This is a genomic window from Paenibacillus forsythiae T98 (assembly GCF_000520735.1).
In the GTDB taxonomy this organism is placed as follows: Bacteria; Bacillota; Bacilli; order Paenibacillales; family Paenibacillaceae; genus Paenibacillus_AQ; species Paenibacillus_AQ forsythiae.
The window spans coordinates 1-23,699 of sequence record NZ_ASSC01000776.1 but is presented as its reverse complement, the minus strand read 5'-3'; the positions used below and the strand labels follow the sequence as shown (position 1 = coordinate 23,699).

Genomic DNA, 23,699 nt, shown 5'->3' with positions numbered 1-23,699 from the left:
TGCCCAGCGGAGCGGCGGCGACGGCCATGGCAATCTTCTGGTTGCCCACGCCGTCGGAGAAAGTTGGGCCCCAGGAGAAGCCGACCGTCTTGGCAATCGGACTGCCTTCAATCTTCTTCGTTTCCCACACGCCTGCATCCAGCATCGCCGCTTTGCCCGCCGTGAACATTTCCACCGCCTGAAAATAGGACAGCGTCGAGACATTGTCCGGGAACGCCCCGTTCACCCGCAGCTCGTCAATCTTGTTGAACAATTTCAGGAAGTCGGGATTGTTGAATTTCTCCTTACCGCTCTCGATGTCGCCGATTTTGTCAAAGAATCCATACCGGGTCAGCATGCCGAGGAAGGCCCATGTGCTGAATGTATCCTTCGAGCCTTTCGCAATCGTAACGATGTCATTGGCCTTGAACACTTTCGCCGCCGCCAGCAGCTCCTCATATGTCTCCGGCACTTTAACGTTGTATTGATCGAATAAAGCCTTGTTGTACCATAACCCGGTTACAAGCGCCTGGTAAGGCAACCCGAACTGCTTGCCCCCATCCTGGTAACCGCTGATCATTTCAGTATCCATGCTTGCGGCAATTTCAGGATTATTCTTCAGAAAATCGGTCAGGTCCAGCAGCAGGCCCGCCTGATTCATTTCCTTGGCCGGAGCGGGAAGCATCCAGAAAACGTCCGGAAGATTGCCCGACTGGGACATCATTTTTATCTTCTTGACATGCTCCTGGGTTTCCGCTCCCGTAAGATCGATCTTGATATCAGGGTATTTCTCCTGGAACTTTTGAATGATGCCGTACATATAAGGCTCCTGTTCCTTGACGTTGGCCACGTGCATGGCGATAGACAGGGTGACTGGAGCCGCCCCTTGTGAAGCGCTTTCATTTTTAGGAGCGGTATTGCTGCCGCAGGCCGCCAGACTGACAATCAACAAACATGCCATCAGAATAGCCGAGAAGCTGTTTTTCATGGTTTGCATGCCCCCTCTGTATCGTTATTCTTCAAGATGGCAAATATTGCTACTGCCTTTGAAGTACATCTTTATCGTAATCCTTTTTTTAAGCTGAGTATTTAGCATAGCTTATTTTTTATTTATCATTTATTGCTTTTGTGATACGCTTTCATAAAAAGGTGAAGGGGCTTGATCGATCATGATTCTGCATCAAATTTCGCCTTACATCCGTGTAGCCATGGATAATATTGTCGAAGGGCCTTGGGTTATCCGGGAACGGCAGCTGTTCGATTATGAGCTGCTGTATATTATGGAAGGCAAGGTCAGGGTGACGATCGAGGATACGGTGTACGAAGGCGTTCGCGGCGATATTTTTCTGTTCCGGCCGAAGCAGAGGCATAAAATCACCAAGGTCGGCAAGGAGCGCCTCCGCCAGCCCCATATCCATTTTGACTTCTTCTATACGGAGGACAGCGAGAAGGTGAAGGTGTCGTTCCGGCCGATTGAAGAAATCGAACCCGGGGAACTGGCCTATTTCCGGCCCGATATTATCGATGAGATGCCCGTCCCCTTATCCAGCCATCTTCGGCTGAAGAATCCGGTATTTATTGAAAAAATGCTGCTGGACATCATCTACGAATACGAAACGAAAATGCCGTACTACGAGTTCAAGGTCAAAGGCTTGTTCATTCAGCTGTGGACTCAACTGCTGCGCGAAAATTACTGGAGCCTCAACTCCCATGTCGAAACCAATATGCATGCCCTGATGCACATTAAACAGTATTTGATGCACAACACAAACCGCAAAGTCAGCCTGGATGAAATCGCCAGGATGTCCGGAATCAGCAAGCACTATCTGGTCCGCCTTTTTCAGCAGGCCTTCGGCATGAGTCCCATTCAATATCATCAGCTCATGCGCGCGCACGCGGCCAGGCATATGATCCAGTTCACCGCCGACCCGCTGACCGTCATTGCCGAGAAAATGGGATTTTCAAGCATTCACGCGTTCAGCCGCTTTTTCAAAACCGTCGAAGGCAAGAGCCCCTCTTATTACCGCCGCAAAAGTTAAAGCTTTCTTCAAATTGCAAGCGCTTCAAATGATAATGATCATCAACAAGAGGATTGACACCTTTTTCAGAGCAGTGTATCTTATCAATAATGATAATCATTATCAAATTAAGTAAGGGGCGAAATCATCTTGAAGAAACTTGTCTTGCACTCTACGCTCGTTCTATGGGTATGCATCCTTGCTCTTGCAGGCTGCTCCACCGCAGAATCAACCCGGGAGGCAACAGCCTCAGATCAAGCAGAAGCTCGGATTATTAAGCATGAATTTGGCGAATCGACGATTCAGGGCATCCCGAAGCGCATCGTAGCCCTGGAGTACTCCTTCGTCGATTCCCTCGCCACACTCGGTGTGACGCCGGTCGGAATTGCCGACGATAACAAGCCCGATTCGATCATCGCGCCGATTAAGGAGAAGCTCGGTGAATACACTTCGGTCGGGTCCCGGTACGAAGTGAATTTCGAATTAATCAGCTCGTTGCAGCCGGACCTGATCATCGGCGATGTTAGCCGGCATAAAGAGGTCTACGCCCAGTTAAACGGCATAGCACCGACCCTGCTGCTTAAAAGCCACGGCGCTACATATCAAGAAAACCTGTCCTCGTTCCCTGTCATCGCGGAAGCCGTCGGGAAGAAGGATGAAGCCGAACCATTGCTGCAAGCGCATCAGGCGAATCTGGACAAGCTCAAAGCGTCTATTCCGCAGGATGAGCAGCGCACCGTCTTGCCGGCCGTCGTTAACGCTAAAGGGTTCTTTGCCCATACTTCGAAGTCCTATGCCGGTTCATTGCTTGAATCTCTGGGATTGAAGGATGCGATCCACAGCGACGAGGCTTACCCTCAGTTGACATTGGAGCAACTGGTCGAGTATAACCCGGATGTCTTGTTCCTGATGAAGACTCCCGGGGAACAGACCATCATTGATGAATGGTCGAAGAACCCGTTATGGGGAACGATCAGCGCCGTCAAGAACAACAATGTATATGAAGTGGACCGGGGGGTATGGTCGCTGTCCCGGGGAATCATCTCCGCAGAGACAATCGTGAAGGAAGCGATAGGACAATTGTATCCATAGGAACTGGAGAAGCGGGATTCAGGTCCCGCTTTTAACCTTGTATTTGGCGGATAGGAAGTGATAACATGACGGCAACCGATGCGGTCACGCGGCGCGTATTTGCCAGCTATTTATTTATTGGCCTGTTGCTCGCAGCCACAGGCTTCATTTGGAGCGTTTCGCTTGGCGTTACCGATCTGCGCTGGAACGATGTTCTTCAAGGGTTATTAGGCGGAAAAGAGACGAAGGAGCAGCTCGTAATTTCGACGATACGTGTTCCCAGGGCGCTCGTAGCCGCACTGGCAGGAGCTGCGCTCGCCGTGGCCGGCGCGCTCATGCAGGCCATGACAAGAAACGCATTTGCTTCTCCCCAGATTTTCGGGATTAACGCCGGAGCCTCCTTTTTCGTCGTGCTATTCATTGTCTTTTTTCCGGGAATCTCCTCTTCGGCGCTTGTATTTGCCGCCTTTGCGGGAGCCTTTATGGGGGGACTTCTTGTGTTCATCTTGGGATATTCAAACGATCATCGTACTCCCGTTCAGTTAGCACTCGCGGGCATTGCTGTCAGCATGCTGCTGTCGGCCATGACGGAGGGATTCATCGTACTGTATGACAACCAGACGAAAAACGTCCTCTTCTGGTTGGCGGGAGCGGTTCACAACGGAACATGGAAAGATGTACATACGGTTATCCCCTGGAGCTTGACCGGAATGATGATAGCCCTCCTTCTTTCACGGTCTCTCACCATATTAAGTCTGGGCGACGATATAGCGAGAGGGCTGGGACAGAACATTCTGTTCATCCGGCTTGCGGTTAGCTGCACGGTCATTATGCTCGCCGGTTCGGCGGTATCCATCGTGGGTCCCATCGGCTTCGTCGGCCTGATTGTTCCGCATATCGTACGGCATTGGGTAGGGGTTGACTACCGGTTTATCCTTCCGCTGACTGCCGTGTTCGGGTCTGTACTGCTCCTCTATGCGGACATTGTATCCCGATTTATTTCCTACCCTTTCGAATCGCCTGTCGGCATTGTTACGACGGGGATCGGCGCTCCCTACCTGCTGTATTTACTACTGCGCAGGAGGGGGAGATTATGAGAAGACCAAAGTATCTTTATGGCGTTCTTGCAGCCGCTTTATTGACTGCCGTAATGCTGAATCTTATGCTTGGGACCGTATCCGTATCATTCCGGCAAATCGGCTCCATCTTCATGGGACACGGCGATTCGCAGCTCCTGAATATCCTTGTCAATTACCGTCTTCCGAGAATGCTGCTGTGCCTGATGGTTGGCGGCTGCCTCGCATTGGCCGGAGCGATTCTTCAAGGCTTAATTCAAAACCCGCTTGCTTCCCCGGATGTGATCGGGCTTTCAAAAGGAGCGGGACTTGCGGCGGTCATGATCATCCTGTTGTTTCCCGGCGCTCCGGTTGGCATCATTCCATGGGCTGCCTTCATTGGCGCCTCCATTATGGGCGCAGCCCTGATGTTTATCGCCACACGGTTTGAACTAAAGCCAACCTCGCTTGCCTTGTCCGGCATGGCCCTGGGCGCAATGGCCGGAGCAGGCATTCAGTATGTCACTGTGAAGCATATGAATGATGCAAATACCGCACTATTATGGTTGGCCGGAAGCCTTTGGGGGCGCTCCTGGGAACATGTCTGGCTGCTTCTTCCATGGGCAATCATAGCGGTGCCTCTCCTTTTCTACTTATCCTTCCGGCTGGATGTACTTCAGCTTGGCGACAACGCCGCTTCGGGCTTGGGCTTGTCTGTGCGCCATATTCGCATTGTTCTTCTTACGGCAGCCGTATGCCTGACCGGTATTTCCGTAGCTGTAGCAGGTACGATCGGATTTATCGGGCTTATAGCCCCCCATATGGCACGCAAATTGACGGGTCCGATTCATAAGCATATGCTCCCTGTAACTGCGCTGCTCGGAGCGATCCTGGTTACCTTCTCGGATGTGATCGGCCGCATCGTTATTTCACCGCGGGAGGTTCCCGTCGGGATTGTCACCGCCATCATCGGTGCGCCTTATTTTTTATATTTGCTTGGCAAGAAAAAGTAATTTCATTCTGATTCCCGGGTATAAACTTCCAGGCTATTCACCATGAAACAACGATTGTCCCATTGAAATGAACGCCCGTACTGCCGGCAGCGCTTCGTCCAAATAAGGGCATTGAAGGCCCAGGTGCCGCAGGTAGGTTGGCTTCAAATCTCTAATCTCAATGCCTGGAAGGGTGTCCGGCAAAGCCAATTCAGGAACAATGGTGATTCCGAGCCCTTCCTGAACCATGCTTAGAATGGTGCTCATATCCCTTACTTCGAACTGTACGGAGGGAGACAAGCCCGCATGGGCAAAAATCTCCCGGATAAAAGGCTCACACCCGCCCTTTGACATGATAAAGGGGGCATCAGAAAAGCTCTCTACAGAAAATGATGCGGAATCTCCGAATGAATGATTTTTAGGGAGTGCAAGAACCATCTTGTCCTTGGTGAGCGGAATGAAGTTATCATTTCGGCCAAGCTGTGCTACAAAGCCCACGTCAATGACCCGATCATTCAACCAGCTTAAGACCTCCTTATCATCCCCGTCAAAAAGAACAATTTCTACCCTTGGGTATTGCTGTTTGAACCTGGAAATGATTTTCGGCAGCAAGCGGGCAGTAGCACTGGGAAAACTGCCGATTCGAATCGTTCCGGCATCAAGACCTTTTTCCGCCATGGCCGCATGTTCGATTTGAGTCATATGCTTCAAAATCTCCCTGACGGATTTCAGAATCCGCTCGCCGAAATCAGACAGCATAATCCCTTGCTTCCGGTCACGAATAATTAAAGGCACTCCAAGTTCGGACTCGATGCTTGCCATCGCATGACTGACGGCGGATTGAGTCATATTCAGCGCTTCCCCGGCTTTGGTAAAGCTTCCGGTTTCCACAACCTTGGCAAAGACCTGCAATTGCGAAAATGTCATGAGCATATCCTCATATCAAGTATTAATAGAATTAATTTGATTCATTGTAACTCTCCCCTTACGATTAGACAAGAAGAATATTATAGTGGGAGGTATTTCCTTTGAAGTCAAGAGAATTCGGTTCTTTATTGTTGCTGGCGTCGCTTTGGGGAGCATCCTTTTTGTTCATACGGATAGCTTCTCCTGTGCTCGGTCCCTTTTTATTAATTGATCTTCGCGTGTTGATCGCCGGGGCCGCCTTGGTCATTTACGCAGCCGTCACCAGGCATCGCCCTAGGCTGCTGCGCAAATGGAAGGAATACTTGCTGCTCGGAGCATTGAACGCCGCCATTCCCTTCTGCCTTATAGCCGCAGCCGAACTTCATGTTGACGCATCATTGGCCGCTATTCTGAATTCAACCACGCCATTATTTACAGCTTTAGTTGCCCGGGTATGGATTCGGGACCGGCTTACCTTTAAGAAACAACTCGGCCTTCTATTCGGGATCGTGGGGGTAGTTATCCTGGTCGGCTGGAACCCCCAGGACATGGGTAAAGGCATTCTCCTTCCCGTGAGCATGTCCCTGACAGCGGCATTATTCATAGCTATCGGGGGAGTCTTTTCTTCAAGGGCATTTAAAGATGAGAACCCCTTAAATCTGGCCATTGGCCAGCAGCTTGCCGCAGGAGTGCTCCTATTGCCGGCGGCCGTTCTATTCCCCCCGGGCAATGCTCCAGGAGGAGATGTGATCTTAGCAGTTACAGGGTTGGCCATTCTCTCAACCTCCCTTGCCTATTTGCTGTACTTCCAGCTTATTCGCAGTGTAGGACCGGTTAAAACACTCAGCGTTACCTTCCTGATTCCAGCCTTCGGAATTTTCTGGGGATGGCTGTTCTTGAAAGAAACGATTTCTTGGGGCACCATCATAGGGCTTTTGATCATCTTGCTAAGTGTTGCATTTCTCGCTAACTTTCAGTTCAATCTAGTGAAAAAAACGGATAGAACGAATCGAGATATGCTATAATAAATGGAAATTACTCACTATTTTTCTTGTGAACATCATCTGTTCTATTATTAGGAGGCCCTTTTTGTGCAGTCCCCGCTAAATGAATTTGTCAACAAACCTGTAATTCACAGGCAGCTTCCCCTGCTTCTCGTCAAGCAGCTCCGTCCGAAACAGTGGACCAAAAACCTGCTCGTGTTCGCCGCCCCCCTGTTCTCTTTCGAGACGGTAACTCCCGCAGCTCTGATCAACAGTCTTGCCGGCTTCTTGCTCCTGTGCTTCGTATCCGGCTGCGTGTATATCGTGAATGACTATATCGACAGGGAAGCTGACCGGAACCACCCCGTCAAGCGTTACCGTCCGATGGCTTCCGGAGAGCTTCATCCGCAAATCGCTTTAGCGTTCGGCGCGCTGATTATGGCAGGCTCGCTCGTTCTGTCTTACTTGTTGAATCCTTTGTTTACGCTTCTGCTCGCTGTTTACTTTGGCATAAATGTTGCTTATTCCATCCGGCTCAAGCATGTCGTCATCATTGATATCATGATTATTGCGGCAGGCTTCGTCCTGCGCGCCATTGCGGGCGGACTCGTTATACACGTACCGTTCACCCCCTGGTTTCTACTGTGCACGCTGCTCCTCTCCCTGTTCCTCGCTACCGGGAAAAGACGGCATGAGCTTTTTTTGCTGCAAAATGACAAGGGGTCTCACCGCAAGGTGCTGGAGCAATATTCCTACGAACTGCTGGATCAAATAAGCGGCATCGTGACGACGGCCACCATTATCAGCTATTCGCTGTTTACGTTTACGTCCGGACGCACCATTCATCTCATGTGGACGATTCCGCTCGTCATCTACGGCATGTTCCGGTACTTGTATCTGATCCATATTGAGAAAAAAGGCGGCGCCCCCGACAAGGTATTGCTGGAGGACCGCCACATACAGATCACGGTCATTCTCTATGTGGTTAGCGTCGTCACCATTCTGGCTTACTTTGAATAATACTAACGCTGCGGGGGATGGATATGGAGCTTCAGAAGACGGGAAATTCCCGGCATATCGGCAAATGGCTCATGGTCGTCTCCGCTTGCTTAACGGCAACCGGACAGCTGTTCTGGAAGTGGGGGCACAGCGACCTGCTCTTTATGGCTCTTGGCTTTGTCTGCTATGGGCTGGGGGCGGTCTTCATGATTCAATCGCTCGCGCGGCTAAAGCTGTCCGTGGCCTATCCGCTCATGAGCATCAGCTATGTTGTCGCATTAATTTACGGGGATATCTTTCTGGGTGAGCCGGTTACGCTCAGGAAGATAGCGGCCGTCCTGCTGCTCGGGATCGGGGTGACTTTAACCTCCTATGAAAAATGAACCGGTGCTCTATGCGCTTCTCCTTGTGATGACGTTGTTCGGTTCGCTCGGCAGTGTATTTTTCAAGGGCTTTACATCCGGGAAGCGATACGCCCTGCTGCTCCTTGGCTTTGCTTCCTACGGGATCGGCGCCTTGCTGAACATTTACTTGCTGGGCAAGCTCCCGTATACGCTGGTCATGCCGGCCAACGCGCTTACCTTTCTTTGGGCGCTTCTGTTTGCCAAAATCTTTTTCAAGGAAACGGTCGGCATCCTTAAAATAGCAGGCGTCGTCTTTATTATTTCCGGCCTGCTGCTCCTCCTGTGGTAACCAAATAATTCGTGTCAGGATTGGTGGTTGAATATGTCGTTTTTCAGTTATTATTTTCGGAACAAGCGGGATAACCGCATTGCTGCGGCCCTTTGGATCGCTTTTTTTGCTGGCTACATCCTTGTTAATATGCCTTACGTTCAGTACATAAAAGATAACGCCGATATGCTGGGCGCCGTCAGTCCCTTCTACAGCGCTCCCTTTACGCTCAACTTGTTCAACTTCGACCCTTCCATGGAATACGGCAGCGGGACGGGAACGGTGATTCACCCCTTATACAACTTTCTGTCCGCTCCGTTCACCTATTTGTCCGCCCATTGGCTCGGCAACTCGCTGTTCCTTCTGCTGCAATCGGGGATGAATGCACTGACCGCTGTTCTTCTTTATTTGATTATGCGCCGAAGCGGAGCCAATCTATGGATTTCCAGCCTGTTCGCCGTGTTATTCGGGATAAGCTCTTACAGCCTGTTCACTGCATTCATTCCGGATTCCTATCCCTATGCGCAATTCGTCCTTGTGTTGTCCGCCGCCTATTTGCAGAAGGGCCGTGATCTGGGCTCATTCCCGGTTATAGCCGGAGCCTTCCTGACGCTGATTAACTTCGGGATCACGGCCACGAATCTGATTACCTTCATCGGCGCGCTGTTTATCAGTATGTTTAGTCCCGGCAACATGAAAAAGACATTAACGCGGTTTGCGCTCATTATGGCCGGTTCGCTGCTGCTGCTTATCGCTTTCACAGGTCTGCAATATGCTGCGTTCTCAGGGAAAACATGGATATCCGACCTTGGAGGAGGCATGTCCAACGGGGCCTTGCGTTATGTCGCGCCTTTTTCATTCGCTCAGCATTCCGGCATATTTCACTTGCTGGCGATCAACCCGGTGCTTACCCCGGATATCACCTTGATTGATCCCGGAATCGTTGCCTTTGGCACGGACGTCAACAAGCCTTATCCGCTTTATGTCCATGCCGCCGGCTTCGGTCTGATCGCCCTGGCTGTGCTCGGGTTTATTCGAGGCATTCGCACGCGGGAGGCTTGGTCCTTGGCCGCATATATTCTGTTTGCCCTTCTGCTGCATATCGTCCGCGGCTTCGGCCTGGCTACGTACAAATATGACTTGTATTTGTATGCCGGTCATTTTCTGTTCGCCTTTTTTCTCCTTGCGGCCGGGTTTGTGAGAGACGCGGGGAACCGCACCGTACAGGCTGTACTGACCGTTCTCGTCAGCCTGCTGGTTGTTGTCGCCCTGGCTAACAATATCGTGAAGCATCATTCCGCTCTGGATTACATCCAATCCGCGTATACCGGAGTGATCCACCCGTCCGGCAAGTAACAGAAGAAGGCCGTGTTCCGCTAGTATAACTGCATGGAACACGGCCTCCGCCGTTTATGGTTTATTTTTTCGTAGCTCTGTCGTAACCATCTTGCTTAATCTTCAGCCATTCCTCCAGGCCGAGACGGTCAAGCTCCTTCAGATAGTCTCCCCACTGCTCATTCACTTTGCCATTCTGATACCATTCGGTGCGCATTCTGAGCACATAGGCGAACAAGTCGGCTTCAATCGTCGTAAGGCGGTTAAGCTCTTCAATCGAATTGAACACGCTTGGCATTACGTTATCCGCTTTCATATGCGGAGCCATGATGTTCTTGATAATATCCATTCTGCCTTTGGCGTCATCCGGCACGGTTGTATATTTGCCATAGTAGGAGTTAAGAACCGCCAGCGGACCGCCGATACTCGTCTTCTCGCGAAGCTCAACGGGAGCCGCGCCATCCAGCGGCAGATGCTTCAGCATGCCTTTGGCTTCATCAAATTCGAAGATGTTCTGCTGCTTGTCGTCCCCGTAGGTTCCCCAGTTGTCCTGCACGGACTGAACCGGATCATACATCTGATCGACCCATTTCGCAGTCGCTTCCAGGTTTTTATTTGCGCTCGTAACCACCATTTTGCCGCGGGCCAGGCCAAGGCCATTGGTTCGGGTTACGTTCACTTGACCACCTGGACCCGCGAGCGGCGGCAACACTTGATAAGTATCATTCGGTCCGGAGATATTGGCCTTATCCCAGGAGAAGAAGAGACCGTATTTCTGATCCTTGCCTTTGGCAAGGTATGTGCTCCAATCCTGTGTATACGCTTCCACATCAATCAGACCTTCTTTGTACAGCTCATTGATATAGGAAACGGCGTTTTTATAGCCTTCTTCCGCCGGTGCAAAGATCACTTTGCCGTCATTGCTCACGACCGCATGGTCAGGGTTCTCACCTTCTCCAAAGGAGGCAAAGAGATAGGCCAGATCTTCCGCGCCCGGCTTGTTAATGAAGGACAACGGAATTTCATCCGCCTGACCGTTGCCGTTCGGATCTTGCGTCTTGAACGCAATCAGCACCTTCTTCAGTTCTTCCGTTGTTTTCGGCATTTCAAGATTAAGCTTCTTCAGCCAATCCACATTGATCCACGGCATGCTGTCTACCGCCTGAATTCTTTCTTTGCCTTCACCCAGCTCTTCGATCCATGGAAATCCATAGATGTTGCCGTCCGGCGCCGTAATCATGGCCTTGTATTCAGGGGCTTCCTCCAGCACCTTTTTAAGGTTGGGCATATATTTATCGATCAGATCATTCAGCGGAATGATCGCGCCGTCTTTAGCAAGCTTGAGCAGTTCATAATCGCTGTAGTCCGCATTGAATATCGCGTCGGGAAGAGAGCCGCTCGCAACCGCCAGGTTTCTTTTCTCCACGAACACGTCTTTGGTGAAGTTCTTCCAATTAATATGAACATTCGTCTTTTCTTCGAGACGTTTATTGATGAGCTTCTCATTGGGATCAGCCGGAGCCAGCGGCGAGCTTTGCGTAATAACATTCAAAGTTACTTTACCGTTGGGATCTTGCTCTTTGCTGGCCGCATTCCCGCCGCTGCCGCTGCTGCATGCCGTAAGGAGCACCAGAGAAGCAAGGACAGAGACGGAAGCTGCTTTTGCCAGGACCTTTGATCTTTTTAATCTTTTCATAGGGTATGACCTCCAGATTAGGATGAATGTAATGATTCCATCTATGTGCAGCTCGTTTCCTATTTAAGGGAACCGACCATAACACCTTTTTCAAAATACTTTTGGAAGAACGGATACATCACCAGAAGCGGCAAGCTGGACACAACAATCGCGGCATACTTGATGATTTCAGACAATTTCTTCATTTCTGCCATGGCGAGCTGATCGCTGATCATGCTTGGATCTACCTGGTTCTGAATCAGGATCGAACGGAGCACGAGCTGCAACGGATGAAGGCTCGGATTATCCAGATAGATCATGGCGTCAAAGTAGGAGTTCCACTGGCCGACAAAGGCATACAGCGCAAGCACGAAGATAATCGGTTTGGAGAGCGGCAATACAATACTGAGGAAGATCCTGGCCTCCGACGCCCCGTCCACATTGGCGGCTTCCCTCAGTTCATTCGGCACTCCCTTGAAGAAGGTTCTGGACAAAATAATGTTCCACACATTGACCGCCCCGGGAATGATGACGGCCCAAACCGTGTTAAGCATCCCCAAATTCTTGACCAGCAGGTAAGTCGGAACCAGTCCTCCTCCAAAGAACATCGTAATGATGAAGAGTGTCATGAAGAAGCCTCTTCCCTTCAATCTGCTATCCGAAAGGGCGTAGCCCGCGCAAATGGAGACAAGAACAGTAACAAGAGCAAAGGCGCTGGCGTAAAATATAGCGTTTCCAAAACCTCGTATCATGGCAGGATTGGAGAGAATCTTTTGGTATCCCTGCAAGGACCAGTCCGAAATATTAAACGATAGCCCTCGGCTAAGCAGTACCGACGGGTCCATGAAGGAGGCGATAACTACGTAAATAAGCGGAATAATGACAAGCAGTACAGCGAAAATCAAAAGAGAAGTATTTAGCGCGAGAATAAAGCGGTCCAACCGGGAATTTTTGATGAACATGACTTGCGGCTCCTTTCTTAGTAAAGACCTTCGCCCTCATTCAGTTTCTTCACAATGAAGTTAACCGTAATGAGCAAAACAACGTTAATGACCGAGTTGAACAACCCTACTGCGGATGAATATGCGTAGTCGCCGGCCTGCAAGCCGATCTTGTACACGTAAGTCGGAATAATCTCCGCTGTCGGCAAGTTCGTGGTCGTCTGCATCAGGTAAGCCTTCTCAAATCCAATCGACATGATGTTGCCCGCCGCCAGGATAAAGACAATGGCCATAATCGGACGAATGGTCGGAAGATCAATATGACGAATTCTTTGAAGAAGATTCGCGCCATCCAGGTTGGCCGCATTGTGCAGCTCGGGATCAACGTTGGCAAGAGCGGCTACATAGATAATCGACGCCCAGCCGGCCCCTGTCCAAATATCCGAAAGAATATAGATCCACCGGAAGTATTCCGGACGAGACATGAACATAATCGGTTCATTGGTAACCAGGCTAAACAGCTGGTTGATGGGTCCAGTTGGAGACAAGAAGATGAACAACATCCCAACCACAACGACGACGGAGATGAAGTTAGGGGCGTAGAGCAATAATTGGATGTTCTTCTTGACTCCAGCCTTGCGCACCTGATTCAGCATCAAGGCAAGCAGGATGGGAACCGGGAAGCCCAGAATCAAACCGAACAGACTTAATTTAAGCGTATTCATAAATATAACGGTGAAATTTGGGGAGGACAGAAATTTCTCGAAGTTATAAAAGCCTACCCATTCGCTTCCTAAAATTCCTTTGATCGGGCTGAAATCTTTAAAGGCAATGATTGCACCATACATAGGACCGTACTTAAAAATAAGGGTCAGGATCAGAGCCGGCGCAAGCATTAAGTAAAGAAAATAATGCTTCTTTAAGTATTCAACGATAGTACTCTTTTGTCTTGTCACCGTTTTTTTTCTGAATTCTACTTCTACTGAGTTTTGCAATGCCTTTACCTCCTTCTTGTAAAATTTTATATTCGATGCAGTAAGAGGACCAATTAAAGGGCTTTCATTAGCACTTATTTCCTTCTGCTCTTCCAATTTATCAAAGACTTCACTTTTCGTCAATACATTTTGTAAAAATAAATTGTTCATTTGACAATTAAAGTGTTTATAAAAAGCATGTCGAAATCAATCTAATACCAATTGTATGCGGTATCATTGAGGTTTAATCCATCAATTCACCTTAATACATTCAATGCGAATAGAAAAACGACAAAATTAATGCACACTAAATGTAAATCAAAATAAACATAACCCGGATTCATTGATTCCGGGTTATTGTTATATTAATGGTTAAAATACGGACGGATCGCCGATTCCAATTCGTTGTCATTGTCCATGGACAAACTCACATTTCCAATCAATTTCCAGCTTTCCGTATGCGATACCGTTTCCCGAGGCGCTACGGTCTTTAATTCACCCAGCGTCTCCAATTCCAGAAACAGATGATTCGTATAGCATTCGAACGAAGCTCCATAATCCGGATAAACCGCATGAACGTTGTGCCGGTAGCTTTTGATAAATAAATGGCCCTTGTTGAAATAGGCGGCCCAGCCCTCTTCATTATTGGTTCCGAATTTAAAAGGTCTCGCTGTCTCATCCTGCTGCAACAGGATAAAACGCTCCCCCCAATAGACACGGTGATCGTTCATTTGACTCCCGGGCCATAAAGCGAGCACACGATTGGGAAGCAGGTTCGTCTCTCGTCTCGCCTGGGGAATGATCGCTTTGCCGCCCTCAGCCATGACCGACAAGGCCCAGGGAGCAAACGCGACCGGCCAGGCCCCCGTATTGGTAATCCGGTGATGAATCGTAACTTCACCGCTCGCGGGATTCATCTGCACCTCAATCTCTTTTTGCACATGGGTCCAGGCTTCCGCATCAGGAGTCAGCACTATGCCATTTCCGGCTCTTCGCCACCGCACGGGTCCGTTATCGGGGTATGTCGTGCGGGGGACAGACTCCGGGCTCGTCCACAGCCGGTGTCCTCCGTAAATACGCCATTCGCCTCCGCCGACAGCCGAGAAATCCTCGCCTGTTTCTTTAAACTGCCGCTCGGTATCTTCAAAGAATACATTATCGCCGTCAGTGAAGCCAAAGCGGATAATTCTCGGCCCGAACTCGACCGTAGCGATGAGGCTTATGATGCCGTTTGTCACTTCCACACATTCTCCATAGCTCCCATAAATGATGGGCCGCACGCATAGCTCTGCCATTTTGAACCCCTCGATTAGTTATTCCTCAGTAGCTGCCTTCGAATTCCGCTGCGCGAACAGTCTGCTGCCCGCGATCGCGATCAAGCCTAACGAAAATAAGACGATCAGCGTATAGACCGCGTTAATCTGCGGCGAATAGCCGTGGCGGATCATGGACCAGATGAGCATGGGCAGGGTGTTGTCCGTCCCGATCAGGAAGAAGGATACAATAACCTCGTCGAACGAAATCGTCAGCCCGAGCAGCGCTCCGGCCAGCACCGCGCCTCTGATATTCGGGAGTGTAATGAGCAGAAAGGTCCGGAGCGGCGAGGCGCCCAGATCCATGGATGCGAACTCCAGATTCGGATCAAATCTTTTCAAACGGTCCATAACCAGAAACATTACAACCGGTGTAATGAACGTGATATGCCCGATAATGACTGTCATCAGAGAGGCGTCCACATTCAGGAACTTGAACAGCAGATTGAGCGATGTCCCAATAATAATTCCCGGCAAAATGTAAGGCAGAAGAATCAAAAATTGCAGGAATGCGCCTCCGCGTATCCGGTACCGCTGAAACAAGTAGGCCGCCAGCGTGCCAAATACAATCGCGCACAAAGTCGCAGGCAGGCTGACCAGTAGACTGTTTTTCGCGGCGACCCAAAGCTCCGTATTCGAGAACAACCCCCTGTACCAATCGAAGGTCAGCTTCTTGATCGGCAGCACCTGGATTTTCGATTCATTGAAGGAGAACAGGATCGTCACCAGAATCGGAAGATACAAGAAGGTATATACGATGAACGCAAATAATAGCGCTCCTCCATACTTCAAATACTTCATAAACAGCCTCCCTACTCCTCAAAAATAGCCTGCACGTTCCCGATTTTGCGCGTTGCCGCGATAACCGCCAATATGAACAGCAGCATAATCATCGAAAGCGCAGCACCGAGCGGCCAGTTATAACTGTTGCCAAACTGCGTTTGAATCATGTTCCCATACATAATTCCCGAGGTGCCTCCGACCAGCGAGGGCGTCATGTAGTCGCCGAACGAGGTGATGAAGGCGAACATAAACCCTGTCACGACACCCGGCATACTGAGGGGAAAGACAACCGTCCAGAACGTCCTTGATCCGCTTGCTCCCAAATCGGCCGCAGCTTGCAGCAGATTGCCGGGAATTTTCTCGATGGCGCTATAGATCGGGATAAAAGTGAACGGTATCGAGATGCACAGCATCGTGATGACGACCGCGGAGCTGTTGAACAATAGCGACGAGGAAGGCTGTTTCAAGATCCCCGTCAATACCAGGAGCGAGTTAATGAACCCCGACTCTCCCAGGATCGATCTCCAGGAATAGATCCGCACCAGGTAGCCCACCCACAAAGGGGCCAATACTCCAAGAAACAGGATCGTCTTCAAGGTTCCTCTCCGGTGATTGACGAACAAGGCCAGCGGATAGCTGATGAGCGCCGACAGCACCGCGACAATCAAAGCCAGCTTGATCGTTTTCCAAAGCAATGACAAGTATATCGGGTCCTGGAAAATTTTTGAGTAATTTTGAATACTAAAGCTGTGAATGATCCGGAAGTTGTCAATGCTCCAGAAGCTGAACAGCAGCATCGCAGAAACAGGCAGGACGATGAACAAGAGCACCCACACGGAAATCATAATCAGCATCAGGTTTTTCCCGTACATCTTAGCTCCTCCACTCTTTGACGATAACCGCATCCTCCGGACGGAAGAACAGATCCACGCGCTCTCCCACAGAGAATTTCACGTTCCCTTCGTCCTTCTGCTGCTTCATCAGAATATGTGTTCCTCCAGCCTCTCTGAACGTCAATTCTCTATCCGCGCCGTAATAGGTTTCTTCCACGAAGACCGTGCTGAGACGGTTAACATACCGTTCATCGTCTCTGGAGGTCCGGAGCTTCTCCGGACGAACCGAAATGTAGACATGCGGCTCTCCCGCGAGACTCGAAGCCTCATTGGTCATCGCTTGAAGCCCGGCGTCGCTCACAAAGCGCGTCGGCCCTTCCATTCTTCCTTTAATCAGATTGGATTTCCCGATAAAACCGGCAACGAAGCTCGTCTTGGGCATTTCGTAAATCTCCTCAGGCGAACCCACTTGATGCAGCAGGCCGTTCTCCATTACGGCAATCCGGTCCGACAGGCTCAGCGCTTCCCCCTGATCGTGCGTGATGTACACGAAAGTGATGTCCACTTCCCTTTGCAGATGCTTCAGCACCCGCTGCATTTCTTGTCTCAGATGAAAGTCAAGCGCGGAAAGCGGCTCATCAAGCAGCAAAACTTCCGGTTTGGAAATGAGCGCCCGGGCCAACGCGACACGCTGCTTCTGTCCGCCGCTGAGCTGATTCGGATAACGGTCGGGGAACCGGTCCATACTTACCATCTTCAAGCTTTCGAGCACTCTGGAGCGAATCTCATTCTTCGGCACCTTCCTGAGTTTCAAAGGATAGGCCACGTTGTCATAGACTGTCATATGGGGGAAGAGGGCATAGTTTTGAAACACGGTGTTCACATTCCGCTTGTAGGGAGGGATATGGTTAGCCGAGGTTCCGGACAGATACACCGCCCCTTCGGTCGCATGATCAAATCCCGCAATCATTTTCAGCGTTGTCGTTTTGCCGCAACCGCTCGGACCCACAATGGAGAAAAACTCCCCTCTGCCGATCGACAAGTTTAAGTTTTTGATTGCTACATAATTGCCAAATCGTTTCGTCACCTGGCGCAGTTCCACAACAGCCTGTTCTTGATTGATCATGGGGTCTCTCCTTTCCATAACAAGGTTGCGGCCGCCAGGCCGCACCCTGTTATACAGATGATTCGGTTATTGGGCCGCTTTGACTTCATTCCACAGCTTCACGCGTTTTTCAAAGCTTTCCGGGAAGGCTACGTACACAAGATTGTTGAAATAATTCGGATCATCCATATGCGACACCTTTTTCTCCTCGTCGGTCAGCATGGTTGCCGAGTCGGCATTTACCCCGCCGTAGCTCGTCTTCTTGATCAGCTGCGCCTGAACTTCCGACGAAATCAGATAATCGATATAGACGTGAACCAGTTCGGGATCTTTGGCATCCTTGCCGAGGACCGCATTGTCAATCCACACCAAAGCCCCTTCTTTCGGAATCACTTCCACGACGTTCTTGCCTTCTTTTTGAAGATCTGTAATCATTGTCGGTCCCATGGAGAATCCGATCCAGCCTTCGTCGCTTGCCATCAGATTTTTTCCGTCTTCAAAACCGGCGTAATAGGTGCGCACCAGCGGCTTCTGTTCGAGCAATTTGTTCTTCACTTGAGTGAGCTGCTCGTCCGTCAGGTTATAAGGATCTTCGAAACCAAGAAGCATCGCCGTCATTGCCGTTTGATTGGCCGCATCGTCCAGGGTAACGATCTTTCCGCTGTACTTCGGATCCCACAATGCGTTCCAGGAGTCAATCGGTTCTTTGATTTTATCCGTGTTGACCATCATAGGCAGCGAACCCCAGGCAAACGGAACCGCATAGGTCTTTCCGTCCTTTACTACGTGTTTATCGTTGAGCGACTTCATGTTTGCGATTAGCTGACTGGTATTCTTAAGCTTCGTCAAGTCAATCGGCTGAATCAGGTCCATCTTGTGATAACGGCTCACGGAGCCCCCATCCATGAAAATCAGATCGTACTTTACCGAGCCGGATGCGGCTTTGGCGAACATTTCGTCAACGCTGCCTGCATAAGTGACTTTAACGGTGACCCCGTATTTTTGTTCAAAAGGCTTCACCCATTCCTCTTCCTGATAGCCTTCCCAGGACAGCACATTAATCGTTTCACCTTTGAACTTCGCCAGATCCTCGCCGCCATTTGAGGGAGCCGCCGAGCTTGCCGTGCCGGCGCCTGTATTTGTGGAGCTTGCATTGCCGCCGCATCCGCTTAATCCAACCAGAATGACTACAGACATCAGAACAATCAGTACATGTTTCAGTTTCATGTTCTTCCTCCCTTTATTAATCTGCCCAACAAATGATTGTCTTTAGACCGTTAAGGTTGCCGGCAAGCAGAATCTCTTTCGCCTCTTCCGGAGATACCACCCGTTCGACCAATGGATTCAACTCGATTTGATTACGCGCCACGCATTCGATCGCTCTGGACCAGACGGCAGGGGAATTGGTCCGGCCAAAGATGCTTATACCTTTAAAAATGATGTCTCTGTGCGGAAAATGATCGGTATGACTGTTATTAAAGCCGTACAGGATAATTCTTCCGCCCGTGCTGGCATATCGAACCGCATCTTTTACGGTATCCGACAAGCCGACGGCGTCGATGACCAATTGAAAGCCGCCCCGGTCACGTATGCTCGGATGCTCTTTGAGCGCGGCAGCCTGCCCGTCGAACGGGATCAGATCGTCCGCTCCGAATCTTTGGAGTAATTCCGCGCGCTCCGGAAGTTTGTAAACGACGCAGACGCGTCCGGCTCCCATCATTTTGGCGATTTGCGTGAAATACAAGGCGGCGGGACCGTCTCCGTAAATGAGCACATGCTCCCCGGGCAGGAGCCCTGCATTATCCACTGCTCCAAAGGGACATGCCATAGGTTCGAAAATCGCAGCCGAAACATCGCTCATTTCAACCGGAATTTTGTGTGCGCTTTTTGCCGGAACCCTGACATAATCGGCCCATCCGCCGTCTTCGTTGATCCCAAGCTCACAATAATTCGCGCAAAATTCCGGCTGTGAAGCTTTGCAGAAAAAGCATTCGCCGCAAGGCACTCCCGGATCAATTACGACCCGGTCCCCCTCTTTCAACTCTTTGACATTACTGCCCGTCTCGATTACTTTCCCGGTTATTTCATGGCCTAATATATAAGGCGGGGAATAGGGGAACTTGCCCTTTATGATTTCAACATCCGTGGCGCAGACACCGGTATAGCTTACACGAACCAGTACCTCGGTGGGACGAATCTCGGGAATCGGGACTTCCTTCAGAGCCAGCATCCCGTCCCCTTCCCATATAAGTGCTCTCATCATGCCCGCCATTATATCTCCTCCATTGGCATTCTGGCTTTCAATTGACCGATTCTGGAAATACGCTTCCGGTTCTATCGGTCGCAGCGGTATTTCTCCAGCGCGTCTTCATTCAGTTCAACGCCCAACCCGGGCTTGTCGGTAATTTCCGCATACCCGTCCTTGACGGTAACGTCGCTGAGCAGCATTTCCTGACGAATTGGCGTCTCGGCTACACAGTACTCCAGCAAAGCTCCATTCGGTATGGCTGTGACCAAATGCAGGGAGGCGGCCACAACGATTCCGCTGCTCCAGGCATGGGGCACACAAGTAATATGATGCGCATGGGCAAGCTGAGCAATTCTCTTCGCTTCGCTCAAGCCTCCGCAGCGGGTTACATCCGGCTGGACAATATCCACCCCGCCTTGCTCGATCAGCTCTTTGAAGCCGTAGCGCGTCGTTTCATTCTCTCCTCCGGCAATGCGGATAGAGGTTGATTCCGCCAATTTGCGGTAACCTTCGTAATCGTCGGCGAAGAGCGGCTCTTCAATCCAGTAAGGAGAGAATGGCTCAAGCTCTTTGACTAGCGCCATACGCGAGGCAGCGTCGATCGGGTGGTCGTCGGACGGAATAAAGCCGAGATCGAACAACAAATCAATGTTCGGACCCGCCGCTTCGCGGGACGCTTTTACCAACTCCACAATCTCCCGGTTGCCCTGCTCGAAGCCGCCCCAGCCCAATTTGATCGCCGTATAGCCCTGCTCGACCCACTTCTTCGTTTCGTCATACGCTTCTTGCGGGGTATAAGGCATCAGCGTGCTTGCATACGCCCGGACCTTGCCGCGCTGCGCGCCGCCAAGCAGCTTGTACACCGGGAGATTGAGCGCCTTGCCCATAATATCCCACAGGGCGATATCAATCCCGCTGATGGCATGGATGACAACTCCCCTTCTTCCATAGAAGGTACTTCCCACATACAGCTTCTCCCAGATGCGTTCGATCTCGAAAGGATTCTCTCCAATGAGCATTTCTCCGAGCCCTCGGCAAATGCGGTGGGAGGAAGGCGTATCAATAATGGATTTGACCACCCACGGAGCCGAATCGACTTCGCCAATCCCGGTAATCCCTTCATCCGTATGCACCTTAATAATGATTCCATCCTGGGCGCTGTCATTGATTAATTCAATCGTGTTGCTTTGTCTTACAGGGATTGCTTCGACTTTCGTGATCTTCACGTCATATCTCCTCCTGCTGAATGTGATATTTCATGACAATAATATAAAATGTCGATTGTAGATTGTCAACAATATGTTTTGATGTATAATAGCCTTATCAGCGTCCACAGGGTAATGAATCTCGTTGACAATATTTTATTGAAGCAAGTACATTGTTTATTGTAAACAATAATCAGATCGGAGATTCTTATGACAAATCCTAACGATTTCGAGAACTTTCAATTTAAAAAAAATGATACCGTTTCTTTGCGTCAATTTGTTTACCAGGAAATTCGCGAAGCCATTATCAAGGGGCATCTCGAACCGGGGGCCCGATTGCGCGAGGTGGAGATTTCCAAGCAGATGAACGTCAGCCGCGGTCCGATTCGCGAGGCGATCCGGATTTTGGAGCAGGAGGGCCTGGTTATTTCCCATCCTTACCGGGAGACGGTCGTTGTTGACCTTTCCGAAGAGGAAGTCATTCATTTACTCGTGCCCACCCGGCGCAATTTCGAATTGTTTGCGGCGCAGAAGGCCGTCAGCGTGTTGACGGGCGAGGATTTTGCCTATTTGGACAGCATTATTCTGAATATGCAGGAAGCGAGCAACCATGATGATCTGGACCGTCTCTCCGATCTGGATCTAAAATTTCACGAACGGATTGTCGAACGCTGTGTTTCACCCGCCATGTTCCGCATCTGGAACAGCATCTCCGGCAAGCTCCATGCGCGCTTTCTCATTCAGGGCTATAGCCATTCCTCCTTGCAGACCGTAGTTGAGGAACACCGTGAAATGCTTCAACTGATTCGCAGTGGAGACAAGGAACGCATCGAACAGCATTTAAAGACGCACATCAAGTAGCATAAGGAGGCATGAATTTAGATGCAGAGTGGTAAAAAAATATCGGTTGGTTCCGAAATCTTACAGGTTCGGGCGGTAGCTTTCGATAAAGACGGCACCTTGTTCGATTCTCTAAAATTCTGGTCCTACATTGATGAATTGAGAAAGAGCGAATTTACACGTCTTGCAGGTCCCGAATACGGTGACGAATGGAGCGCCATGATGGGGTTTGCGCAGCCGGACCGCATTGACTACACCGGGGTGCTGGCGGTAGCCACGACGCTGGAGGAAATCATTCTGACTGCGGGGCTCCTGTATCGTCTGAAGGGATGGTCCTGGTTCGAATGCAAGCAAAAGGCGCAGCAAATTTTCGCGAACGCCGACCGGCAGCTTCAATTGGAGCAGGCTTTCCACTCGACGGATAACGTGCCTGATATTTTTCATCAATTGCATTCCCACGGGATATCCGTCGGGATCATGACATCGGATGCTTACGAACGCACATCACGGCTCATGCAGATGCTGAAAGTCGAGCACTTGCTTGATTTTGTCATAACCCCTGAGCAAGTAGGCAAAGGAAAGCCGGACCCGGAAATGGTGCACAAGGCTTGCGCGATGCTGAAGATTTCACCCGGGGAGCTGGCCGTTGTCGGTGATTCCGTGGCAGACGTCCAAATGGCGAAAGCGGCCGGCTGCATCGGAATCGGCCTGATTACGTACGAAGGTTCGGAGAAGGATTTGTCTCCGCATGCGGATTTGTTAATCCATTCTCTATCGGAAATCCAAGTGGTATAATAATAGCGCCTCAGCCTGTAAAAAGGTTGGGGCGCTTATTTGTTCTTGATCAATGCCCAGTTGGTGCCAGCGAGGAGCCTTGCGCAAGCAAGCCACAGGCTGCTTGATGATCAGGATAGACTCTATTGTGCCAAACGATATTGCAAAGCGGTGCCGATCTAAATTACAATTCTCGGAAAGGTGTGAGTTGTATGACCATAAAGATAAGTCCGACCCAAGAAAAGGAGTTTGAGAATGAGAAGAAAGATTGTTGCAGCCGCCGCTTTGATTGCTGTCGCATTGGGAGCATACCTCATCGCAGACAGGGACAAGCCAGATGAATCTGCCGGGCAGACGCTTCCGAACATCAAACAATTGGTACAGGAGTATAGCTCAGGAAGCCTTAAGGCTAAATCTGCATCGATCACATCGGATCAGCTTACCGTAACGGCAGACAACAATGGCAAAACGGCCTACAATCTGCCCCGGAACGAATTTTTCGTTTCCATTGCTCCATACGTCAATGAGACGCATCCCTGCGCCACTCATAACTTGGCCGGTTGCCAGGGAGAAATGGAGAATGAGAAATTCAACGTAACCATAACCGATTCGAACGGCAGCGTCGTGATTCAAGATGTATTCCAATCCTACAGCAATGGATTCATCGATTTCTGGCTTCCGCGCGACCAGACCTACCACGTCAAAATCGAGCAGGACGGCAAAAGCAGCGAAACAGAAATCTCTACTTTTAAAGGCGACAACACCTGTATTTCCACTATGAAATTGACGTGATAGGAATTCCTGAAACGACATTCAATCCCTTGATTTAGTTACCGCCCCGCTGCCGCATCGCCTCAAACAATAAAATTGTCGCCGCCATTGCCGCGTTCAGCGATTCGGCCCGGCCCTTCATCGGGATGATGATGCTCTTGTCCACCATTCGCGCCGTTTCCGGCGAGATGCCCCGGCCCTCGCTGCCGATCAATAGCCACTGGCTG

At 50.3% G+C, this 23,699-nt stretch carries 25 protein-coding genes; 12 read left to right on the top strand and 13 right to left on the bottom strand.

Translation table 11 applies throughout. The annotated features are described in order from the left end of the window. Nucleotides 1-967, bottom strand: a 967-nt coding sequence (locus tag L692_RS0123675) for an ABC transporter substrate-binding protein (protein WP_025702428.1), incomplete at its 3' end; no start/stop codon positions are given. Between the two features lie 181 nt (nucleotides 968-1,148). On the opposite strand from L692_RS0123675, the gene L692_RS0123670 reads away from it, so the two are divergent. The 4 genes from L692_RS0123670 (at nucleotide 1,149) to L692_RS0123655 (ending at nucleotide 5,136) form a co-directional block, all read left to right on the top strand. Continuing rightward, entirely contained in the window at nucleotides 1,149-2,018 is an 870-nt protein-coding gene (locus L692_RS0123670; protein WP_025702427.1) for an AraC family transcriptional regulator, read from the top strand. A gap of 129 nt (nucleotides 2,019-2,147) precedes the next feature. Next, nucleotides 2,148-3,089, top strand: coding sequence for an ABC transporter substrate-binding protein (locus L692_RS0123665; RefSeq protein ID WP_025702426.1), 942 nt, complete (start codon nucleotides 2,148-2,150; stop codon nucleotides 3,087-3,089). Between the two features lie 65 nt (nucleotides 3,090-3,154). Next, nucleotides 3,155-4,165, top strand: a complete 1,011-nt coding sequence (locus L692_RS0123660) for a FecCD family ABC transporter permease (RefSeq protein ID WP_025702425.1) — start codon at nucleotides 3,155-3,157, stop codon at nucleotides 4,163-4,165. Next, nucleotides 4,162-5,136 (top strand): FecCD family ABC transporter permease, encoded by a 975-nt coding sequence (locus tag L692_RS0123655; RefSeq protein ID WP_025702424.1) that lies wholly within the window; start codon nucleotides 4,162-4,164, stop codon nucleotides 5,134-5,136. Before L692_RS0123660 ends, L692_RS0123655 begins: the two co-directional genes overlap by 4 nt. 33 nt (nucleotides 5,137-5,169) lie before the next feature. Here L692_RS0123655 and L692_RS0123650 read toward each other — a convergent pair whose 3' ends face one another. Then, the gene (locus L692_RS0123650) at nucleotides 5,170-6,042 is read right to left on the bottom strand and encodes a LysR family transcriptional regulator (RefSeq protein ID WP_025702423.1); all 873 of its coding nucleotides are present in this window, start codon (nucleotides 6,040-6,042) and stop codon (nucleotides 5,170-5,172) included. A gap of 101 nt (nucleotides 6,043-6,143) precedes the next feature. Between L692_RS0123650 and L692_RS0123645 the strand changes: the two genes are divergently transcribed. The 5 genes from L692_RS0123645 (at nucleotide 6,144) to L692_RS0123625 (ending at nucleotide 10,031) form a co-directional block, all read left to right on the top strand. After that, complete coding sequence (locus L692_RS0123645) at nucleotides 6,144-7,046, top strand: DMT family transporter (RefSeq protein WP_025702422.1); 903 nt, start codon at nucleotides 6,144-6,146, stop codon at nucleotides 7,044-7,046. 66 nt (nucleotides 7,047-7,112) lie between these two features. Next, the gene (locus L692_RS0123640; protein ID WP_025702421.1) at nucleotides 7,113-8,024 is read left to right on the top strand and encodes a decaprenyl-phosphate phosphoribosyltransferase; all 912 of its coding nucleotides are present in this window, start codon (nucleotides 7,113-7,115) and stop codon (nucleotides 8,022-8,024) included. Between the two features lie 23 nt (nucleotides 8,025-8,047). Next, entirely contained in the window at nucleotides 8,048-8,386 is a 339-nt protein-coding gene (locus tag L692_RS0123635; protein WP_025702420.1) for an EamA family transporter, read from the top strand. Continuing rightward, nucleotides 8,376-8,696: a DMT family transporter gene (locus L692_RS0123630; RefSeq protein WP_025702419.1), complete on the top strand. Its 321-nt coding sequence runs from the start codon at nucleotides 8,376-8,378 to the stop codon at nucleotides 8,694-8,696. The genes L692_RS0123635 and L692_RS0123630 overlap by 11 nt, the downstream gene beginning before the upstream one ends. Before the next feature lie 33 nt (nucleotides 8,697-8,729). After that, nucleotides 8,730-10,031 (top strand): DUF6080 domain-containing protein, encoded by a 1,302-nt coding sequence (locus L692_RS0123625; RefSeq protein ID WP_025702418.1) that lies wholly within the window; start codon nucleotides 8,730-8,732, stop codon nucleotides 10,029-10,031. A gap of 61 nt (nucleotides 10,032-10,092) precedes the next feature. Here L692_RS0123625 and L692_RS0123620 read toward each other — a convergent pair whose 3' ends face one another. From L692_RS0123620 to L692_RS0123575, 10 genes are all read right to left on the bottom strand, one after another. Then, entirely contained in the window at nucleotides 10,093-11,706 is a 1,614-nt protein-coding gene (locus L692_RS0123620; RefSeq protein WP_025702417.1) for an ABC transporter substrate-binding protein, read from the bottom strand. A 59-nt stretch (nucleotides 11,707-11,765) separates the two neighbouring features. Continuing rightward, entirely contained in the window at nucleotides 11,766-12,647 is an 882-nt protein-coding gene (locus tag L692_RS0123615) for a carbohydrate ABC transporter permease (protein WP_025702416.1), read from the bottom strand. A 17-nt stretch (nucleotides 12,648-12,664) separates the two neighbouring features. Next, the gene (locus L692_RS0123610) at nucleotides 12,665-13,522 is read right to left on the bottom strand and encodes an ABC transporter permease (protein ID WP_156940566.1); all 858 of its coding nucleotides are present in this window, start codon (nucleotides 13,520-13,522) and stop codon (nucleotides 12,665-12,667) included. A 443-nt stretch (nucleotides 13,523-13,965) separates the two neighbouring features. Further along, nucleotides 13,966-14,844 carry a hypothetical protein gene (locus tag L692_RS0123605; RefSeq protein WP_198027819.1) on the bottom strand — a complete coding sequence of 293 codons (879 nt, stop codon included), beginning with the start codon at nucleotides 14,842-14,844 and terminating at the stop codon, nucleotides 13,966-13,968. 69 nt (nucleotides 14,845-14,913) lie between these two features. Further along, nucleotides 14,914-15,714: an ABC transporter permease gene (locus L692_RS0123600; RefSeq protein ID WP_025702413.1), complete on the bottom strand. Its 801-nt coding sequence runs from the start codon at nucleotides 15,712-15,714 to the stop codon at nucleotides 14,914-14,916. A gap of 11 nt (nucleotides 15,715-15,725) precedes the next feature. Further along, on the bottom strand, nucleotides 15,726-16,568 hold the full coding sequence (locus L692_RS0123595; protein WP_025702412.1) for an ABC transporter permease: 843 nt from the start codon (nucleotides 16,566-16,568) through the stop codon (nucleotides 15,726-15,728). Nucleotide 16,569: 1 nt separating this feature from the next. Next, entirely contained in the window at nucleotides 16,570-17,655 is a 1,086-nt protein-coding gene (locus L692_RS0123590) for an ABC transporter ATP-binding protein (RefSeq protein WP_025702411.1), read from the bottom strand. Nucleotides 17,656-17,721: 66 nt separating this feature from the next. After that, nucleotides 17,722-18,861 (bottom strand): ABC transporter substrate-binding protein, encoded by a 1,140-nt coding sequence (locus L692_RS0123585; protein WP_025702410.1) that lies wholly within the window; start codon nucleotides 18,859-18,861, stop codon nucleotides 17,722-17,724. Between the two features lie 16 nt (nucleotides 18,862-18,877). Further along, a complete protein-coding gene (locus tag L692_RS0123580) occupies nucleotides 18,878-19,906 on the bottom strand; it encodes a zinc-dependent alcohol dehydrogenase (RefSeq protein WP_025702409.1) in 1,029 nt (342 codons plus the stop codon). A gap of 62 nt (nucleotides 19,907-19,968) precedes the next feature. Next, on the bottom strand, nucleotides 19,969-21,108 hold the full coding sequence (locus L692_RS0123575) for a mandelate racemase/muconate lactonizing enzyme family protein (protein WP_025702408.1): 1,140 nt from the start codon (nucleotides 21,106-21,108) through the stop codon (nucleotides 19,969-19,971). Between the two features lie 189 nt (nucleotides 21,109-21,297). On the opposite strand from L692_RS0123575, the gene L692_RS0123570 reads away from it, so the two are divergent. From L692_RS0123570 to L692_RS0123560, 3 genes are all read left to right on the top strand, one after another. Then, complete coding sequence (locus L692_RS0123570; RefSeq protein WP_025702407.1) at nucleotides 21,298-21,948, top strand: GntR family transcriptional regulator; 651 nt, start codon at nucleotides 21,298-21,300, stop codon at nucleotides 21,946-21,948. A 21-nt stretch (nucleotides 21,949-21,969) separates the two neighbouring features. Next, complete coding sequence (locus L692_RS0123565; RefSeq protein WP_025702406.1) at nucleotides 21,970-22,722, top strand: HAD family hydrolase; 753 nt, start codon at nucleotides 21,970-21,972, stop codon at nucleotides 22,720-22,722. A 234-nt stretch (nucleotides 22,723-22,956) separates the two neighbouring features. Continuing rightward, complete coding sequence (locus L692_RS0123560) at nucleotides 22,957-23,493, top strand: CueP family metal-binding protein (RefSeq protein WP_025702405.1); 537 nt, start codon at nucleotides 22,957-22,959, stop codon at nucleotides 23,491-23,493. 34 nt (nucleotides 23,494-23,527) lie between these two features. Here L692_RS0123560 and L692_RS30035 read toward each other — a convergent pair. After that, nucleotides 23,528-23,699: TrmH family RNA methyltransferase (locus L692_RS30035; protein ID WP_036725256.1), on the bottom strand; the 172-nt coding region annotated here is incomplete at its 5' end.

What these genes read in the sequence shown, in the direction of transcription:
- L692_RS0123660 (WP_025702425.1), top strand. Translation starts at nt 3,155, where the DNA reads ATGACGGCAACCGATGCGGTCACGCGGCGCGTATTTGCCAGCTATTTA.
- L692_RS0123600 (WP_025702413.1), bottom strand. Translation starts at nt 15,714, where the DNA reads ATGAAGTATTTGAAGTATGGAGGAGCGCTATTATTTGCGTTCATCGTA.
- L692_RS0123620 (WP_025702417.1), bottom strand. Translation starts at nt 11,706, where the DNA reads ATGAAAAGATTAAAAAGATCAAAGGTCCTGGCAAAAGCAGCTTCCGTC.
- L692_RS0123590 (WP_025702411.1), bottom strand. Translation starts at nt 17,655, where the DNA reads ATGATCAATCAAGAACAGGCTGTTGTGGAACTGCGCCAGGTGACGAAA.
- L692_RS0123595 (WP_025702412.1), bottom strand. Translation starts at nt 16,568, where the DNA reads ATGTACGGGAAAAACCTGATGCTGATTATGATTTCCGTGTGGGTGCTC.
- L692_RS0123610 (WP_156940566.1), bottom strand. Translation starts at nt 13,522, where the DNA reads ATGCTTGCGCCGGCTCTGATCCTGACCCTTATTTTTAAGTACGGTCCT.
- L692_RS0123565 (WP_025702406.1), top strand. Translation starts at nt 21,970, where the DNA reads ATGCAGAGTGGTAAAAAAATATCGGTTGGTTCCGAAATCTTACAGGTT.
- L692_RS0123650 (WP_025702423.1), bottom strand. Translation starts at nt 6,042, where the DNA reads ATGACATTTTCGCAATTGCAGGTCTTTGCCAAGGTTGTGGAAACCGGA.
- L692_RS0123635 (WP_025702420.1), top strand. Translation starts at nt 8,048, where the DNA reads ATGGAGCTTCAGAAGACGGGAAATTCCCGGCATATCGGCAAATGGCTC.
- L692_RS0123670 (WP_025702427.1), top strand. Translation starts at nt 1,149, where the DNA reads ATGATTCTGCATCAAATTTCGCCTTACATCCGTGTAGCCATGGATAAT.
- L692_RS0123560 (WP_025702405.1), top strand. Translation starts at nt 22,957, where the DNA reads ATGAGAAGAAAGATTGTTGCAGCCGCCGCTTTGATTGCTGTCGCATTG.
- L692_RS0123625 (WP_025702418.1), top strand. Translation starts at nt 8,730, where the DNA reads ATGTCGTTTTTCAGTTATTATTTTCGGAACAAGCGGGATAACCGCATT.
- L692_RS0123580 (WP_025702409.1), bottom strand. Translation starts at nt 19,906, where the DNA reads ATGGCGGGCATGATGAGAGCACTTATATGGGAAGGGGACGGGATGCTG.
- L692_RS0123655 (WP_025702424.1), top strand. Translation starts at nt 4,162, where the DNA reads ATGAGAAGACCAAAGTATCTTTATGGCGTTCTTGCAGCCGCTTTATTG.
- L692_RS0123570 (WP_025702407.1), top strand. Translation starts at nt 21,298, where the DNA reads ATGACAAATCCTAACGATTTCGAGAACTTTCAATTTAAAAAAAATGAT.
- L692_RS0123615 (WP_025702416.1), bottom strand. Translation starts at nt 12,647, where the DNA reads ATGTTCATCAAAAATTCCCGGTTGGACCGCTTTATTCTCGCGCTAAAT.
- L692_RS0123630 (WP_025702419.1), top strand. Translation starts at nt 8,376, where the DNA reads ATGAAAAATGAACCGGTGCTCTATGCGCTTCTCCTTGTGATGACGTTG.
- L692_RS0123585 (WP_025702410.1), bottom strand. Translation starts at nt 18,861, where the DNA reads ATGAAACTGAAACATGTACTGATTGTTCTGATGTCTGTAGTCATTCTG.